The sequence below is a fragment of the Bacillus rhizoplanae genome (assembly GCF_917563915.1).
Taxonomy (GTDB): Bacteria; Bacillota; Bacilli; order Bacillales; family Bacillaceae_G; genus Bacillus_A; species Bacillus_A rhizoplanae.
In genome coordinates, this window is the sequence record NZ_CAKJTI010000048.1 from 1 (window position 1) to 16,978 (window position 16,978).

Here is a 16,978-nt window from a genome sequence, read left to right on the forward strand (position 1 = left end):
GGATATAGTTTAATAAGGATATTGTTAATTCAAATTTAAATATATGCGTACTTAAGGGGAAAGTAGGCATTTTAAACTTCAATTATTATAGGAAGAATCATTGGCCATCTTTTCTTATAGTTTTTGATATTTAAGATTAATAATCATAAAAAATGAATTCACTATAAATCAGATTGTGTTGAATTCACCTGTACCGATTCATCCTAGAAATAATAAGCTTTTCAATACTTTATAAAAATGAATTTGACACTTTTCTTTTATAGCTAATTCAAAAATACATAAAAAAATAAAACATTAGATTTAAAATTTCTTTTGATAGTCATTCAATGTATCTTGTTCAATACCTATATATCTTAATGTCTCTTTTTGGTCCGTATGATTCAGCATTCTTTGTAAAACAACTACATCTTTAAATTGCTTGTAGTGATGATATCCATATGTCTTTCTAAGTGAATGAGTACCAATCCGTTCTAATCCAAACTCTTTTGCTGCTTTTATATTATTATTTATCTTATTCAAAGAATTCTTTGAAATTATTTTTAGATTTAGGTATTTGTATTTTTCTATCGATGACAATGGATTATGTTACTTAAAATACATGTGTTATTTATAAGAATAAAATTTTTGTAACAGTATATCCTACAAAATGTAATTACTATATTTGGGCAAGGTGTTCCATATGAGTTATAAGAACTTATTTTCTCTAATCCTGAACATGGTTAGGAAAATTTTTTCTATACTAAGCATTGTTGTTAAGCGTTTAATTTCTTTAAGGAGGAATATTTTAATGGGTGTTTTAAGTGGAAATCCACAACATGAACCAATGCATTACGGAGAAGTCTTTGGAATTTGGAGTTATCTTGCAGCGGCACAAGGTGCAATTGCTGGTTATCAAGTTCTCATTAACCATACAGGAGATGAGGACTTAAAGAAGTTTTTAGAAAACCTTGTAGAGAATGATATCCAATCAGAAGTTGAAGAATTAAAAAATTTATTAAAATTAAATGGTGTTGCATTGCCACCAGCACCTCCAGAAAGACCAGTTGCATCTATTGAGACGATCCCCCCTGGCGCTCGTATTAATGATGCAGAAATTGCTGCTAAAGTTTCTATGGACCTTGCTGCTGGCTTAGTAGCATGTAGCCAAGCTATGGGACAATCTCTTCGAGAAGATGTAGGAATGATGTTTGGTCAATTCCATATGAAAAAAGCACAAGCTGGAGCTATATTGCTTCGTATGAATAAGAAAAAAGGTTGGATTATTCCACCTCCATTACATGTTCAACAATCAGAACAAGCATAGTATTTAATAGTAATCCAATTTCTTTTTGTTATGATTGTTTTTAACCTGGATAAGATTATAAACATTTTAGAATTGCGTAAAAAAAGATGGTGTCCAGCCATCTTTTTTGTATGCGTTAGAAAAGAAATATAAAAGAATATATGTGATTGCTTACTGTATTAAATGGTATGTATTCGAAATAAAATTTAATTATTCTTCACTACCAATGTGAATTGGTGAAAGTGAACTAATCTTTAAAAGTTTACTTTCATTTATTAAGTTAATTCTGTTGTAGTAAATTTAAGGTTTGTGATAGTAAATATGGTCATATGTAGTACACATCGATCAGCCCCATATAATAACCAATTTCCCATCGTTTGTCGTGATAAGAAGATCCCCATTCGTTCAAAATGCTTTTCCTGACGATAAAGAGGTAATCCTTCTACATATTTTTGTGTCATAATATACGCCATAATCGATGGGGAAGCGATACTTTTAGGAAAGGCAGGAGCTGGCATATTCGCTGTTACAATCGGTGTGGATATCTCATCTAATTCACACTTACGACAAGTATATACATATCTCTTATGTTCCGTCACCTTTACTTCCGCAGGAACAATCGTCAGTTCCTTTCGGACTTCTACACTCATCTCATGTAAAGTACCACCACAGCACGAACAAACCTGTTCCTTATCAGGTAAACGATATTCAATCGTTATGTAGTATGTAAGGAGATTATCTCATGGGTTATTTACAAATTGTAGGTGGGGAATATTTGACGCTTACATAAATGCCGAATTGGTTACAAAAATTATGTTTTTTTGTAAACACCTATTAAGATGATTACATTAATTATATGAAATCACCTATATTATTATATTTTCCGTAATTTACTTTGCGCTTTACGGCACGATCTTATTACCTGATTTCAATAAAATTCGATAGTGCTAGAACAAATTTCCAGATTGTCCATTACCATTTTTTAATCCTAAACATATTCTATTGTAAAGAGTGGTGATAAATTGAGTTACAAAGACTTTTTCACTACTTTTTAAATTTGAAAAAGAAAGGAAGTTGTGAATGGGAGAACGTCACGAACGTCACGAACGTCATGAAGATGAAATCCGTAGATTGTTACGGGCATTTCAACTAGTAGGAGCAAGGGTGGTACTATTTTTACCATCATTCCATGTAGAAGGTTTTATTACTCGAATCGGAGAAGAATTTGTTACTCTTCGTCGTGGTAATGGAGAGGGCGTTGAAGTAGAAAGTAATGATTCTGGTATAGAACTTGAAAATCCAAACCAAATTAGCGTGAAAATTAGCAGCATTCTATCAGTTAGTGATGATCGAGGAGCATAATAGCAAATAAACGTCCAAAAATGCACTGGGATTATTAAATACCCAGTGCATTTTTGAGGTGGTTTAAGGAAAATGCAAAATAAAAAAACATAAATTTTATTAACTTTACATGAATACAGAATAAAATCCTAATTTAAACAGAAAATCTAAGCTTATATATGAATCAACCTATTAATAGTACTTTTATTACATGTAATAAAAAGTATATGGTACACAATTTTTAGGTGTTTTTTTTCTGCTTTTATTGTCACTTTTTCACAGCATGTGTTTATTATATAATACAACCTTTTCTTTATAGGAGGTGTTTAAGTGTGTCTGTTATGCTCAAATCAAGAAAATATTAAACCTGCATTTAGATTGTTTAACATAAATCCCATTCCTCTTATTGTTCCATTAGAACCCCAAAAATCTTTTGATGATTCATTAGAATTTCAAAAATCCCCCAATGAATTATCAAAACCACCAAAGTCTTTTGATGACTCATTAGAATCCCCAAAACCTTCTAATGTTTTATTAAAACTACCAAAGTCTTTTGGTGATTCATTAGAATCCCGAAGATTTATATTGACAAAAGATAATTCACAATTGCTATTAACTGAAGAATCTTCTCATTATCCAAATAATTCGTCTAGTGATATGAAAGAAATAACAAATGAAATTAGAGAACTTCTATATAATTACCAGTCAATCCATTTACGTATCACATTATTTTTAGATCACATTTATATTAAAGGTTTTATACTGCATATCAGCAAAGATTTAGTTACTATTAGTGGGCAAAATGTTACAGTGAATAGTAATTCGACTGGCAACATTATAGAATCACCAAATAGGATTAACGTGAAAATTGACTCAATTCAAGCAATTAGTGATGTAGGGAAACCTTCAAGTAATATAAAAAACTAGTGAGTGATTATCACTTTGATTATACGTCCAAGTTCATTGTACAATTATTTTCTTTTTAATGGTAAATAATTGATTTATTTCTCAATAAAAATAGTTAATATGTATAGATTTCTAATTATGTTTGGAACTTAAATCAGAAAAACTTCAATAATTTAAGACCATTAATGTCAAAAGGGAAAAAGTTCGCTACTGGGTAATGAAAATGGTTTGTACTGTTGAAAGTTATTATAAAGAATGAAAAGTACCACTGAATGAATGAGTTTTTACGTTATCATACTGAAAAGAATAATAATGTAAGAAAAGAATTTTTTAATAGATAAAAAGCATGACATGAAATTTTCATGCTTTTTGTTAGTTATCCGTAATTTTTTCCCCTATTCGTGGTCAGTAAACCTCCACCTCAAGAGTTAGGGAGAAGCGAAGAAGATAGGTGGGGGATAACTGCTGGCATGTGCCCGATTGGTTGAAAAGAATGACTGACAAGTAATGCTGCATAAAACGCTAGGCAATGAATAGTATAGGAAGTGGCAAATGGGATATTTGAGGGGGGGGTTCAATGAAACTGTTTGTTCGTTATTGGTGTCAATCGATGATAGAGGCAGGTTCAAATTCTCTTCATGTAAGAAAGATGGCCTTTGCAACCCAGTTGGCAATCACAGCCTTATTGAGTACATTTGCTACCATGTTTCAATCAGCAGGTGGCTTTATGCCTGGTATAGGCTTTCTGATTAGTTTTTTAGCGACATTACCCATTTTTTTAGCTACTTGCTTTTCTATCCGTCAAGGAATCCTTTCTTATATCCTTACGATTTTCCTCTTATTTATTATCCAGCCGAGTGAACTTATTATCTTTCCCTTTACAACAGGTTTATTAGGTGTAACGCTGAGTATGGCTTTTTTACAATTGAAGAGGAGAATTGTGGTCGTTTCTTTTTCAGCAGCATGTTTACTCGTGGGGATTATGATTATCCTGTACGTATTCCGTTTTCCGGTGTTAGGTCCTACGGTTGATACAACTATAGATCCAAAGGTTATTGCATTAATATTTATATTAAGTTTTCTTTACTGCTGGATTTTCGCAGAGATTTGTAGAATGTTCATAAATAGGTTGTATCAGGTGCTGTCTTAAAATTGGGGTGGAAGTCTTTTCAAATGAATAAGCGTTGTAATAACTTAGAAAAGTCCCTTCAGAAATCTGAAGGGACTTTTCATTCACGTAATCAATGTTATCGGTAGTTCCTTATCAGGGGTTAGTTTTTGCCTACTCCATTATTAAACGGCGTTTTTTTTGTCAGTACGAGCTCTGTAGTAATTGGTAAATGATCAGATGCAAGAGTGTCTATGACTTCCCCAGTACGAATTTTGACATCTTCAGAAGTAAAAATATAGTCGATGCGACTTGTTGGTTTATCTGAAGGAATAGTATAGTCCTCATTTTGACCGAGTTCGGCAAATACGTCTTTATATTGTGCAGTCATCTTCAGAATTTCCGCGCTTTCAGGGACGGCATTGAAGTCTCCCGCAAAGATTTTTGTTCCTTCTTTTTGTTTTGCGATGTCAAGTATTTCTCGTATCTGCAGATCCCTTTGTTCTGCTCTCCTATGATCAAGGTGAGTGTTGTAGAAATGAATGTGGTTTCCTTTCACGTTAATCACAGTTTCTAAAAGACCGCGCTGCTCTGTCGGGTTTACTGGATATGGGATATTAGTGAGCAGATGATTTTGGGAAGAAAGGATAGGATATTTGCTTAACACGGCCGTTCCATATTGCCGACGGTGTTCCCCTTCTTTTAAAGGTTCATAGTCAAGATTTGCAGCATATGCATAGTGCATTCCTAAATAATTTGCCAACCATTTCGCTTGATCTTCGAAATTACTGCGCTGCGAGAAATGATTATCTACTTCTTGCAAACCGATAATATCAGCATCTGATTGTTTAATAACATCTGCAATTCTTTTCAAGTCCAAAATAGCATCTGTACCTTCTCCATGATGAATATTATAAGACATGACTTTAATTCCAACCTCGTTACCTCTTTCAAATACGGGCGGTTCTGCCGCAAACGTTTTACTGTTGTACGAGAACATAGGGATTATGGACAGCAATAAAATAAAAGCAAAAATAAATGATTTCTTAAACAAGTCTAACACCCTCTCAAAATTTTCTATTAACTTACTTTTAAAGAATAAAATATTTTTATTGTCAAAATATAAGAATTTTGTAAAAACAGTGTAAAAATTCCTTGAATTTGAGATACTGAAAAACTCATTCCGTTTTTTAGGAGGAATTAAAATTGGAACTGAAATCAGAAATGTATACACCGAAAATTGTTGCGGATAGTTTAGGGGTTACTCCCGATTTATTAAAAGTATGGTCAAACGAATTTAATATACAAACTGAGCGAAGTCAGGGAGGACATCGCAGGTACTCTAAGGAAAATATTGAAGAATTAAAAGCAATAAAAGAAAGAATACATATACAAAAATGGTCTTACGATCAAGTTCGAGCATGGAGGAATGGAGAACTTGATTTATTTGTTTCCAAAGAAGAAAAATCAGAATTAGAAAAGAAATTGGATGAAGTATTAGAAAATCAGCAGTTGCAAAATGAGTTTAATCAAGCATTAATTCAAAAGTTACAAGAGATTACGAATGAATTAGTTACTACAAAAGAGCATTTAGCTAATACTGAAAGAAAATTAACTGAAGTAGAGGGTAAAAATAGTGAACTAGAAGTTTTTATAGAGAAAAAGTTAGAGAAACGAGATCAGTTATTGCTTGAAAATATTAGAGATATACAGAAACAAAATCAGAAACAAAAACGGAAAGGTTTTTTTGGTTTCTTTAAAGATTAAATGTGAGTGGTACCTTATGTAGAGTTCTAATTGTAGCTTTGAAATAAAGTCGCGATGTTTGTAAAAAAAGATGCAATACTTAAAACACAGTCACGATGTTTATAAAAAAGTTGTGAAATTTCACCCCTTTGGATATGCTTTGTCCAAAGGGGTGCCTTGTTGGTACAAGGTTATATCGCAATCGGGCCATTTAATTTAAAAAGGTTTGAGTATCCAAAATCGTGATTAAGTAGGAATTTACTAAAGACGACAGCAATCAGATAATGTTGAGCCACCCGATTGCTGTCGTCTTTAGTTTTAAAGTTTAATTAAAAAATTTTTTCTTGTTATTTTTGATGTAGCTAACGACAATTACAAAGTAAATAGCAGCTATGAGATTAATTATGCTTAATGTTAGACCTGATGGATTGGACCAGGGAAGTACAAAAAGCCAAAATACTACTAAAATTGAACTCAATACATATAACCATTTGAATTGATCTGTCATTTTTAATTCCCCCATTTTTCCTTCTTTGATGATTTTATCTTTCAAGAAATTATCTCCTTTAATTAATTCATCAATGCTAATGTTGAATAAATCACTTAATGTAATAAGTGTTTCAATATTTGGATAGCCTTTTTCAAGCTCCCATTTAGAAACTGATTGTCTGCTTATGTTTAATTTAATGGCTAATTCTTCTTGTGATAAGTTATGTTTTAAGCGTTCTTCTTTTAGCTTTTTATAGAACTCCATGATTTCAACTCCTGTAATTTTATTTTTACTATAGCTTATAAAAATTTGTAAGGGATACAGACCGCAAATCAGAAAAAAACCACGTTAAGCAAATTTTGACATGAAAATAAGAGATTTTAACAACGCTAAGAATGTTTAATACAACACAATGTCATTTGTGTTGTATTAAAACGAGAAAAATTATTCAAATCGGTTGCTAACGCAACACAATTTAAAACAAGGTTAAAATGACTCAAAAACTCTTAGCGTGGTTTTTTTCCAAAATGCTGGCGATACCCCATGCCCATCAACCTAAGATTTTGAAGTATCCCCAAAACGAAAAAATGAACTAAATTTATCTCAAAAACTATGTCCCTGATACGTACATTTATGAATCATAGTAAATTGGAGTAAAATAACTTTATCAACAAATGTTATAGATAAATATGGTAAAATACACATAGAGCAACAGCTCAAAAAGTAAAATGGTGATTCAAGTTGAAAAAGTACTCATTTGGGTGCTTTTTTCTCTGTCTTACATATACAAAAGGGGATTTCATCATGAATATTATCGACTTAGAACTAGTACGAAAGCGAAAAATAAAGGAAAATAAAATGATTACAATACCAATTATTGAACGGGTCTTTGAAGTAAATGGAGAAATTCAGTTTGAAGTAACTGGTGAAAAAGAAATTCCTATTGCTTGGCTAGAAAGGGAATAGATATTTCTGTCCTTTAAATAAACAAGAACCTGTAGTATTCCTACAAGGGGTACTGACGGTAAACGCGGCTTTTATACGCCCAGGATATGCAGGATTTCATGCAGGCTACGAGAACGGTTTGAACTGCAAAATGCTGTTATGACAGGGATGTATGAAATCCTGCATACATCGGAGGGAACGGAAGGCTGGCAAACTCTTGGTATGAATAGCTTTCTGGGATTTGGTTACTGCTTATAATGAGACGTTATGTTAACTTTACATGTATAGAGGATTCATTACTGTTTTAGTACTAACCAAAAATTTAATATAGTAAAATGGGAATATAAGGAATCCGCAAAAAATATGTAGGAGGATTCGATGAGACAAATAAAGTTCCTGTTTGTTTTAATAATGCTTATATTAGGAGGTTGTTCTAGTGATAAGTCCTTTATCCTTAAAGGTGAAAGCGAAAATTGGAAGGGGACATACAACGGTTATACATATGATGAAAATAATGAGGCAAGTGAGCTTACTCTAACTTATAAAGGTGATCCTTCAAAAGTTAAGGATAATGTTAAGTATAACTATGAAACTGGTAATGGCGGAGGAAACGGAAATGTTCCACTAACTCAAAAATCCATTAAAATTAAAAAGACATGTAGAGGTTGTACTACGACTGATAAAAATGATGTAATAACAATTACTGTAAATTGGAACGATAAAACAGAAACCCTTAAACTACAATCTAAAAAATAACTTTCGCTAACGATAATTATGTGAACACGAAAGTCCTCCAGTTAAACAATCTGGAGGACTTTTAATAGTCTTCTAAATACATTGAATCCCGATAATGAGACGTTATGTAAACCCCACATGTATAGAATATACAAGAGGAACTCTTTCCTACTTACACGAATGTATTATGATAGAGAACGTCCTGATAATAAGGGGGCATCACATGTTTAAACAATTTTGGGCATGGATAAAGGGAGAAAAAGTGGATTATAATCTAGACTTTGGCCTGATTATATCGAAATCTGAGATAAATGAAGAGCTAGAGAAGAAGATTATGCATTTGGAGACAACAGCTGAGGAACTTTGTATTAAATACCAAGCAATATACAAAGACCCCTTTGAAAAAAAGGGAAAGAGAAACCTTCAATTATGGATTGCTCGTGACATAGATGGTGATGAATCAAATCAACTTACTTCAAGTCAATGCTTAGAAGCTGAATATCGATCTTTAATAGCAATTGACTACGAGGGTGAACCCAAACTGGATGAGGATTTTTATATATGTACTATTGAGCTGTGGTATTATTATCAAGGCTTCTCCCGTAATAGTGGTACAGGACATCTGTATATAAGTAGTGTAAATCAATTAGAAGAGGAAATTACAGAAACATTAGAACTATTGCTTAATGAATCATGACTTCCGCTAACAGTGATTATGTGAATTTCACATCAGAGTGGTATTTAATAAAAGAAATTTTATAAGTTGATTGAACATCTAAAAGGAGTATGGGGTATTTTGAGAAAAACTAAACTGAGAAACTATGTGAAATTATTTATTCTCTACTTAATTATAATTTTAATATATTTCCTATTGTTTGATTACAGTAAAGTGTATATTAAGGCAAAAATAAATAACGAATTTTTATATCAATTATATTTATTAATAGGACGTATTAGTATGGGTTTGGGAATATATTTTATTCCAGATAAGCTAGGTATTAAGATTAAATTCAGATTTAAATTTCTTATAGCAGTTATCGCAATGATAACTACTATGATTTTTCTTGATATAGTTGGTTTAATGGAATAGCTTTGATAACTTCATATTTTATTATCAAGTGGCTTAATAAAAAGTTATCATTTAGCAAAATCTATATTTCTACAAATAATTGCACTTCTGCTAAGTGGTGTTATGTAAACCTCATATGTGTAGGATATTTATAGTTCAAAGAAGATGATTTTTTAATATATTTGTCGAATTATTTATTGTTGTAACTTCAATTGGTAGAACAATTTAGAGAAAAAGAAATACACTTTGTTATTCAAAATTTAGGAATTGACACAAGAACACCCACTGGGAAATTTTTTTAACAGTTATGGCAGCTTTTAGTGAACTAGATCGAGAAATAATCAAAGAGAAACAGTAATCGGGAAAGAATAAAAAAATATAATGATAGATATCCAGGTATGAATCATGCGATTGAATTACGAAAAACAACGAATAAAACAGTTAAAGAAATATGTGCAATTAGGGCTATTCAGTTTTATCTAAAATCCAATTTATGACTGAAAGAGAGTACTTGTAAAGAAAACTTTGATGCTTGGCATCAAAGTTTTCTTCAAAAAATTATTTTTTACTAATATTTGTTTCATAAACAAGCATATTAGATTGATCATCATCAGGAACAGCGTACATTTTTATTCCCTGTTTTGTATTTTCAAGAAATACTGGATTGCGTGTTACAACATGTCCCTGAGGAGAAAACAAAGGAATTGGTAGTTCATGAACAGTATCCATTGTTTTCATATCTAGTAAGGCTAGTCCACCTAATTCATATTTAGCAGTTGAAGATCCCGGCAATTCAGTAATACCACTGCATATCATATTGTTTTCCCCTACATTTTCGCAGTCCTGATAATCGATAAAGTGGCTAGTATTATTTGATTTTTGAAGTACTTTTCCTTTTTCATTAAACTCATAAAACGTTCTGGAACCCCAACTTACAGCTTTTAAAGCTCCTCCTTTTTCATTACGAACTATTCCCCCAATGTGGTCATTCGTGCGAAATACTTCCTGGGCATTCAGCGTTTCTGGATTCACTTTATAAATGATAGATTGGCTGTTTGGGCGATATTCTGCAATAGGAACCCAAATTGATGTACCATCAAATGCAATTCCTCCAGGATGGTACATATCCCCTTCCCCAAGCTTTAAATCCTTTAGGAGCTTTCCTTCTTTGTTAAAAACAAATAGGTGACCGATGCCTTTACCAGGTGTGCGATCAAAACCATCTTTCGGCTGGTCGTATTTAACTGGTTTTTCAATGATTTCTACAGAAGACATGTAGTACAAATCTCCAACTTTCGTCATTCCTTGCGGATGATATGTGTTAAATTGCAAATCTACTTTTTCTTTCTGTTCCCAAACATTATTGCGAGTGAGTTGTTGGAATTTTTCTGTTAGTTGTTTCCCTTCTTTATCAGAATTAAGCGTGTCATTCTGGGCAAACGCTGTTGTAGCAGTTCCGATAGCTAGAACGGCCGCTAGTGCAAAAATTACTTTTTTCATCATCCATCCTCCTCATTTTTGAATAGTTGAAAAAAACGAATATTCGGTCATTGATGAAATTGTTTAATTAGCTGGATGTAAACTTTCATCTAAGAGATATATTTACCAATTAAACAATTGACGGTTAAAGTTACTTCAAAACAAATCCAGGTGATATCCTTCGCCCAAATTCATCTTGAATTTCCTCTTTATATAATGTCTTATTTACCTTACTAAAGAAATGTTAAGTGAGTGTAATTGAAGTATTAGATATTTGTAAAAATTCTTAATACAACGATTTTTAACTAACAGGAGGTTAGTGGAATAAGAAAAGAGGTTCTGTTGCAAAGTTTTCGAAACTCAAGTACACTTTGGAAAAAGATGAACGGGAGCGTAACAAATGGGATATTTTAAAGGAAAACAATTCAAACAAGCTACTATTGTCGTTTTTCTTTAAGCTATCGCGATGTAACTGAAATACTGAAGGAACGTGGGGTGTCTGTTCACCCAACAACCATCATGCGCTGGGTTCATGAATATCCCTAGTCTAACCTAAAACCGAAGGAATGGACAAAGAGAGGGCTTATCCCATGGGATTTCTGGCTTCTTGTCTTTTGCTAGGAAAATCAAATATGTATGTAAAAAATAATTTTGGTTTTTAGAGAGGGACAATTCAAAACAAGCTTCAGGACTTCGGTTTTTAGTGTATAGATAATGAGATGCACTTTCAAAGTCTGATAGGGGATTTTGTAATTTGTACAGTTCGTATGTTGGAGAAGGAAGAAAAAAAGAAGTTAGATGATTTTAGGAATAATGAAAACGGTCAATCTTGTTGTGTGAATTTTGGCTAGAAGAGTTTTTCTTATAACAGATGTTATATAACGTTAGTTATATTAAGAAGAGGATAGATACAAACAGAAGAACTCTGCATGTTCTATCCTTTTTTGCACTATAAATGACCATTTGTATGATTCCGTTAGGAATATATGCGCTTTATTCTCTTTTATTTTATTTTTGCACCAGAACCTTATTATCGATATCTGAATTAATATGCCGTGCCTTGGCTATTTTCACAAAAGAAAGCGGCGGATAAAATGATCCGCCGCAACAAAAGAATGATACTAAAATACTAGAAAAAATCACTGTATTTTTTTACCATTTGCCTTGTCCAAGCATCTTATTTCTTGGGAGCCGGATAGGCCTTTGGCAGCTTGTAACCGTGTTTCTTCATTACACTGCGCAGCAGGTCCGGGTAATCAGTGATCATCCCATCAACCCCATCATCCATCAGCTTTTCCATCGTAGGCTCGTCATCGACCGTCCACGGAATGACCTTCATGCCGTACTTGTGGGCTTCCTCGACCATTTGCTTCGTCACGTAAGGCTTGTAGTTCGGATCGGTTACCTTGCCGTTCTGAGGATCACCATGTACTGGGGAAATAGCACTTGCGCCGAACGAGTGGGCTGCAGCGACAAAATCGCCTCCGAAGTCATCGATGTCGATTCCGCCCAGCCATGGTGATGCGCCAGGCTTACCAGGCTGCAGGAACTGATCACCGTTAGTCAATGCGACAAGCGGCAAGCGCGGCTCGACTTGGTGCATGCGCATGAGCGATCCCCAGTCGAAGCTTTCGATCGTTACGCGGTTAATCATTCCAGCTTTACGAACCTCGCGGGCAACTATCTGTACAAACTCTTCACGGGGGGCCGTTTCATTCGGTGCTCCGGCTTCCACTTTGGTCTCGATATTCAATAGAAGTCACTTGATTGGATTCCAGTTATCCGGACAGAATGATAATCCTAAAAACTTAATGACAGGTACAAAAGACTTCAACCAAAAGAGCATGGTAAAATATGAAAACATGGTAGATAAAGAGGTTGAAAAAGGAAGTTATGTACTTTACGAAGTAAAACCAGTATTTATCGGTGACGAGTTAGTCGCAAGAGGTGTACAAATGAAGGCGAAAACGGTTAATAACGATCACTTAGATTTCAACGTATTTTGTTATAATGTGCAAGATGGTGTAGAGATTGACTATAAGGATGGCACTTCTAAACTAGTGGGTAAAAAATAAGTATTCATTGAAAGAAACAAAAAAACCAAACCAAGAAATCATTAAAAACAAAAAGTAAAACGTCACCCAGCTCAAAAAGAGCTGGGTGACTACATTTCTAATTAAGCATGTCTTGTCGATGTAGTAAAACTTCAGTAATGTTACTCCACTAAAGATCCAGATTGTGGAATAAGGACATTGAATTAAATAACAATGTATCTGAAGAAGGAGTCATATTTCCATTAGTTGAATTATTTAGTGAAAACTTTTTAATGGTTACAATACGCTAAGGAGGATTTGGAATGAACAGAACGGAATCGTTACTTCAAAACTGGGACTTTTGCTACGATAAAGAAGATTGGTATCCGCCGCTCGCTGACGCACTCAAAGTGCTTACGGCGGAGCAAGCAGATTGGCGCCCGGCTGGCGAGCATGCGAACACGATTTGGGAGACAGTTGAGCATTTGATTTTTTACAAGGAACGGTTGCTCAAAAGAATTACCGGTGAGGAATCGCAGTATCCGGAAGGGTTGACGAATGACGATACGTTCGCAGTCGCTTCGAAAACAGAGAGCGATTGGGAAGCCACGCAAAATAGGCTAAAAAGCGTCCATCTTGGCATCCGTGAGCGTATTACGAATTTAAACGTTGACCAATTGCAAGCTCTTGTTACTAATCGTCCATTAGACGAGTGGCTGAACAGCCTCATTCTCCATGACGCTTATCATACGGGCCAAATTATCCTGATCCGCAAGTTGCAAGGCTCTTGGCCATCGCGCCGCTCTTTTGAATAGGGCAAAAAATTGCACTGCAGTTCGAGAACGTGGGGCCCTATATATCACGAATTACATCAAATATTTGTCGAGCTATTTGATGAAATGTCGGCAACGGAGAAAACGCCTCCTAACAGCAGCTTTAGCACAGATATGCTACTGGAGGCATTAAGCAGGAATTCCTATGAGAAAATTGCGGAACAGCTCTGTTAACATTTATTTCTGGTCTACGGGTTTGAAACAAATAAAGTAGGTCTGCCTTAAAAAAGTTAAAATAGGATGATTGAGCTAACGAATACGATACTTGAATGACAGAAAAAAAGCAGGCCAAGACTGAATTGTTCCAGTTATGGCCTGCTTTTTGTGATGCTCCCACAAGAATACATTGAATACATGTAAACAATGTGCAGAGCCTTATATTTCAAGGGTTTTTCACATTCGAGTATAGATAATCGGAAAATAACCACGCTAAGCAAATTTCGGCATGAAAATATGTGTAATGATAATAATGTTGTTTAATTATTACATTAAAGGTGTCGTAATTTTAACATGATATTTTTTATGAAATACGTTTAAAATCCTTGTTTATACACGCTTGTTTTAGTTTCTTTGACTTTAGAAGATATTTAATATCAGAGATGCAATCATATGAAATTTGAACATAATAGTAATTAATATACTCAAGCAATGCAAATACATAAATAAATCCAGAAACATATAACCCTGCTAAAGGTAATGAAGGATACCAATAAAACAAATCAATAACAAACGAAACAAGCCCAGTGAAAATCAATACAATATTCATTTTCTTTATAGTTTTTAATCGTTGGATAACCCAAACAGGGGTAATAGATGTCTTTTCCCTTTTTAGTCTTTTCCTTTTTATATACCAGTAAACCGTACCTTGTAGTAAAAGGAATTCCAAAAGAAGAAATGAAATCCAAAAAGAATATAGTGAATATAAATGTAATTTAGGATAGACAGTATTGATAAGAAAACTTAACGGAACAGAACTAATTACCGCAAATAATTCCCCTTTATATAAATACGAAATCCTTTTTTCTATAGTTCCCCTCATAATCCGCACCTTTTTATATTATTATTGTTATTTATTAAGATTAAATAATCATATAAATATATTAACACGTAATTAACAAAAGCAAAAAAAAACAAAACGAAAAAAATGAACTAAATTCCCATGCACACCTATGCAAAGAAGAAATTTTCGTTATGGGGGCACTTCAAAATGTTAGCTTGATAGCCATGTGGCGGGACCCCAATTAGTAGAATCCAATTTCCTCTTGATAAAAGAAGACATATTTTTATGCACTATAGGGAAAATTTATAATGTATAACTTTGCACATTGAATTTTATAAAAAGAAAAGGTGATAAAATGGAATTTCCTAACAAAAGCAATATTTATCATGCTGGAGATATTGTTTATATTTTTTATCGAAACCCCACACTCAGGACGTAGCAAATATACAAGCTGCAGCAGTTGTCAATAATCCTGAGAGACCAAATGAATTAGCATTATTTCTTTATGAAACTTATTATCCACTAACAAATGAGATGGCTGTTTATTCTACTGAAGAAGAGGCAAACTAAGCCTATACCTACTATTATGGGGATGTTTCAGAAGGGATGTTAGAATGAATAACCCGTTTATGCCTAAACTAGTATACTTTGAACCCAAAGCATTAGATTATCCATTAGGGAGAGAGCTTTATGAGAAATTTTCAAATATGGATGTTGAAATTCGTCATACTACTTCCCATAATCAAGTGAGAGACCTGCCAGGCGAAAACGATTTTCAAAAGTATCGAGTAGCAAAATCTACTCTTGTCGTTGGTGTTAGAAAAACACTGAAATTTGATACTTCAAAGCCTTCAGCAGAGTATGCTATTCCCTTTGCAACAGGGTGTATGGGACATTGTCATTATTGTTATTTACAGACAACGATGGGAAGCAAGCCGTATATCCGAACTTATGTAAATGTTGACGAAATTCTAGAAACTGCTGACAAATATATGGAGGCCCGCGTACCTGAATTGACAAGATTTGAAGCTTCGTGTACATCAGATATTGTAGGAATTGATCACTTAACTCATACTCTTAAACATGCAATTGAGCATTTTGGAGAATCTAAATATGGAAAGCTGAGATTTGTTACAAAATTTCATCATGTGGATCATTTGCTTGATGCAAAACATAATGGAAAAACAAGATTTCGGTTTAGTGTAAACGCTGATTACGTTATTAAAAACTTTGAGCCAGGTACTTCCCCGTTAGCTAAAAGAATTGAAGCAGCGGGAAAAGTAGCTAGAGCAGGATATCCGTTAGGGTTCATAGTGGCTCCTATCTATCTTCATGAAGGTTGGCAGGACGGTTACTATCATATGTTTGAACGTCTCGATGCTGAATTATCCCTTGATGTAAGAGATGATATTACATTTGAATTTATTCAACATCGTTTTACAAAGCCTGCTAAGAGGGTAATTGAAAAAAACTACCCTATGACAAAATTAGAATTAGATGAAGAGAGAAGAAGATATAAATGGGGGAAATATGGGATTGGTAAATATATTTATCAAAAAGAAGAAGAAGAAGATATAAAAAATCACCTTTATTCTTATATGAAAAAGTTCTTTCCAAATGCAAAATTGGAATATTTCACATAATGGAGTACAGCTGAGATACGTGTAAAAGTGAGTCATAGGCTCACTTTTATTCCTAACTATGACCTATTGGGGTATTGCCATTAAGTTAAAAAATTCTTTGTTCCCCAAAACAAAAAAATGACATGAATTCTTATAAATAACAGTAGATACATAAAATTCTTGTTTTGGGGATATCTCAAAATCTTAGCTTGATGGACATGGGGTGGGACCCCTTATAGAAAAAAAGTGGATTCCCTGTGAGAGTAAGAATCCGCTTTTTTCTTGTTACCGATAATGATACGTTATGTTAACCTCACATGAATACAGTATACAAAATTCAATTGACACAATACTCTTATTCATCTTTTTTATTCGGTTCTTGGATTTGA

The 16,978-nt window shown here is 33.6% G+C and carries 17 protein-coding genes and 5 pseudogenes; 15 read left to right on the plus strand and 7 right to left on the minus strand.

Annotated elements, in window-relative coordinates:
- Positions 1-300: 300 nt before the first annotated feature.
- Positions 301-495: pseudogene (locus LRP84_RS21225) on the minus strand (tyrosine-type recombinase/integrase); the annotation flags it as partial.
- 292 nt (positions 496-787) lie between these two features.
- Here LRP84_RS21225 and LRP84_RS21230 point away from each other — a divergent pair.
- Positions 788-1,303, plus strand: coding sequence for a DUF3231 family protein (locus LRP84_RS21230; RefSeq protein ID WP_230576913.1), 516 nt, complete (start codon positions 788-790; stop codon positions 1,301-1,303).
- A gap of 320 nt (positions 1,304-1,623) precedes the next feature.
- On the opposite strand, the pseudogene LRP84_RS21235 reads toward LRP84_RS21230, so the two are convergent.
- Positions 1,624-1,995, minus strand: a pseudogene (locus tag LRP84_RS21235) (IS66 family transposase zinc-finger binding domain-containing protein); the annotation flags it as partial.
- A 367-nt stretch (positions 1,996-2,362) separates the two neighbouring features.
- Here LRP84_RS21235 and LRP84_RS21240 point away from each other — a divergent pair.
- The 3 genes from LRP84_RS21240 to LRP84_RS21250 all read left to right on the plus strand — a co-directional run bounded on the left by LRP84_RS21240 (position 2,363) and on the right by LRP84_RS21250 (position 4,679).
- Positions 2,363-2,644: a hypothetical protein gene (locus LRP84_RS21240; protein ID WP_230576914.1), complete on the plus strand. Its 282-nt coding sequence runs from the start codon at positions 2,363-2,365 to the stop codon at positions 2,642-2,644.
- Positions 2,645-2,953: 309 nt separating this feature from the next.
- Complete coding sequence (locus tag LRP84_RS21245; RefSeq protein WP_230576915.1) at positions 2,954-3,550, plus strand: hypothetical protein; 597 nt, start codon at positions 2,954-2,956, stop codon at positions 3,548-3,550.
- Positions 3,551-4,106: 556 nt separating this feature from the next.
- A complete protein-coding gene (locus tag LRP84_RS21250; protein WP_230576916.1) occupies positions 4,107-4,679 on the plus strand; it encodes a hypothetical protein in 573 nt (190 codons plus the stop codon).
- A gap of 121 nt (positions 4,680-4,800) precedes the next feature.
- Here the strand turns inward: LRP84_RS21250 and LRP84_RS21255 are convergent, their stop codons facing one another.
- A complete protein-coding gene (locus LRP84_RS21255) occupies positions 4,801-5,691 on the minus strand; it encodes an endonuclease/exonuclease/phosphatase family protein (RefSeq protein WP_230576917.1) in 891 nt (296 codons plus the stop codon).
- A gap of 152 nt (positions 5,692-5,843) precedes the next feature.
- Between LRP84_RS21255 and LRP84_RS21260 the strand changes: the two genes are divergently transcribed.
- A complete protein-coding gene (locus LRP84_RS21260; protein WP_230576918.1) occupies positions 5,844-6,404 on the plus strand; it encodes a MerR family transcriptional regulator in 561 nt (186 codons plus the stop codon).
- 304 nt (positions 6,405-6,708) lie between these two features.
- On the opposite strand, the gene LRP84_RS21265 is transcribed toward LRP84_RS21260, so the two are convergent.
- On the minus strand, positions 6,709-7,137 hold the full coding sequence (locus LRP84_RS21265) for a helix-turn-helix domain-containing protein (protein ID WP_230576919.1): 429 nt from the start codon (positions 7,135-7,137) through the stop codon (positions 6,709-6,711).
- Between the two features lie 540 nt (positions 7,138-7,677).
- Here LRP84_RS21265 and LRP84_RS21270 point away from each other — a divergent pair.
- The 5 genes and pseudogenes from LRP84_RS21270 to LRP84_RS21285 all read left to right on the plus strand — a co-directional run.
- Complete coding sequence (locus LRP84_RS21270) at positions 7,678-7,839, plus strand: hypothetical protein (RefSeq protein WP_097795902.1); 162 nt, start codon at positions 7,678-7,680, stop codon at positions 7,837-7,839.
- A 357-nt stretch (positions 7,840-8,196) separates the two neighbouring features.
- Entirely contained in the window at positions 8,197-8,574 is a 378-nt protein-coding gene (locus LRP84_RS21275) for a hypothetical protein (RefSeq protein ID WP_230576920.1), read from the plus strand.
- 202 nt (positions 8,575-8,776) lie between these two features.
- Positions 8,777-9,250: a hypothetical protein gene (locus LRP84_RS21280; protein ID WP_230576921.1), complete on the plus strand. Its 474-nt coding sequence runs from the start codon at positions 8,777-8,779 to the stop codon at positions 9,248-9,250.
- Positions 9,251-9,349: 99 nt separating this feature from the next.
- Positions 9,350-9,643: a hypothetical protein gene (locus LRP84_RS22625; RefSeq protein WP_335379698.1), complete on the plus strand. Its 294-nt coding sequence runs from the start codon at positions 9,350-9,352 to the stop codon at positions 9,641-9,643.
- A gap of 185 nt (positions 9,644-9,828) precedes the next feature.
- Positions 9,829-10,119 (plus strand): annotated as a pseudogene (locus LRP84_RS21285) (recombinase family protein); the annotation flags it as partial.
- Positions 10,120-10,180: 61 nt separating this feature from the next.
- Here LRP84_RS21285 and LRP84_RS21290 read toward each other — a convergent pair.
- Entirely contained in the window at positions 10,181-11,122 is a 942-nt protein-coding gene (locus LRP84_RS21290) for a DUF6454 family protein (RefSeq protein ID WP_230576922.1), read from the minus strand.
- 379 nt (positions 11,123-11,501) lie between these two features.
- Here LRP84_RS21290 and LRP84_RS21295 point away from each other — a divergent pair.
- A pseudogene (locus LRP84_RS21295) lies at positions 11,502-11,641 on the plus strand (IS6 family transposase); the annotation flags it as partial.
- Between the two features lie 637 nt (positions 11,642-12,278).
- Here the strand turns inward: LRP84_RS21295 and LRP84_RS21300 are convergent.
- Positions 12,279-12,854 (minus strand): glycerophosphodiester phosphodiesterase family protein, encoded by a 576-nt coding sequence (locus LRP84_RS21300; protein WP_230576923.1) that lies wholly within the window; start codon positions 12,852-12,854, stop codon positions 12,279-12,281.
- A 10-nt stretch (positions 12,855-12,864) separates the two neighbouring features.
- On the opposite strand from LRP84_RS21300, the gene LRP84_RS21305 reads away from it, so the two are divergent.
- Together LRP84_RS21305 and LRP84_RS21310 are read left to right on the plus strand one after the other, a co-directional pair.
- The gene (locus tag LRP84_RS21305; protein WP_230576924.1) at positions 12,865-13,176 is read left to right on the plus strand and encodes a DNA/RNA non-specific endonuclease; all 312 of its coding nucleotides are present in this window, start codon (positions 12,865-12,867) and stop codon (positions 13,174-13,176) included.
- Between the two features lie 281 nt (positions 13,177-13,457).
- Positions 13,458-13,949, plus strand: a complete 492-nt coding sequence (locus LRP84_RS21310; protein WP_230576925.1) for a DinB family protein — start codon at positions 13,458-13,460, stop codon at positions 13,947-13,949.
- Between the two features lie 538 nt (positions 13,950-14,487).
- Here the strand turns inward: LRP84_RS21310 and LRP84_RS21315 are convergent.
- A complete protein-coding gene (locus LRP84_RS21315) occupies positions 14,488-15,006 on the minus strand; it encodes a general stress protein (protein WP_230576926.1) in 519 nt (172 codons plus the stop codon).
- A 316-nt stretch (positions 15,007-15,322) separates the two neighbouring features.
- On the opposite strand from LRP84_RS21315, the pseudogene LRP84_RS21320 reads away from it, so the two are divergent.
- Positions 15,323-15,537 (plus strand): annotated as a pseudogene (locus LRP84_RS21320) (transcriptional regulator SplA domain-containing protein).
- A gap of 44 nt (positions 15,538-15,581) precedes the next feature.
- Entirely contained in the window at positions 15,582-16,610 is a 1,029-nt protein-coding gene (gene splB, locus LRP84_RS21325) for a spore photoproduct lyase (RefSeq protein WP_230576927.1), read from the plus strand.
- Positions 16,611-16,978 lie beyond the last annotated feature (368 nt).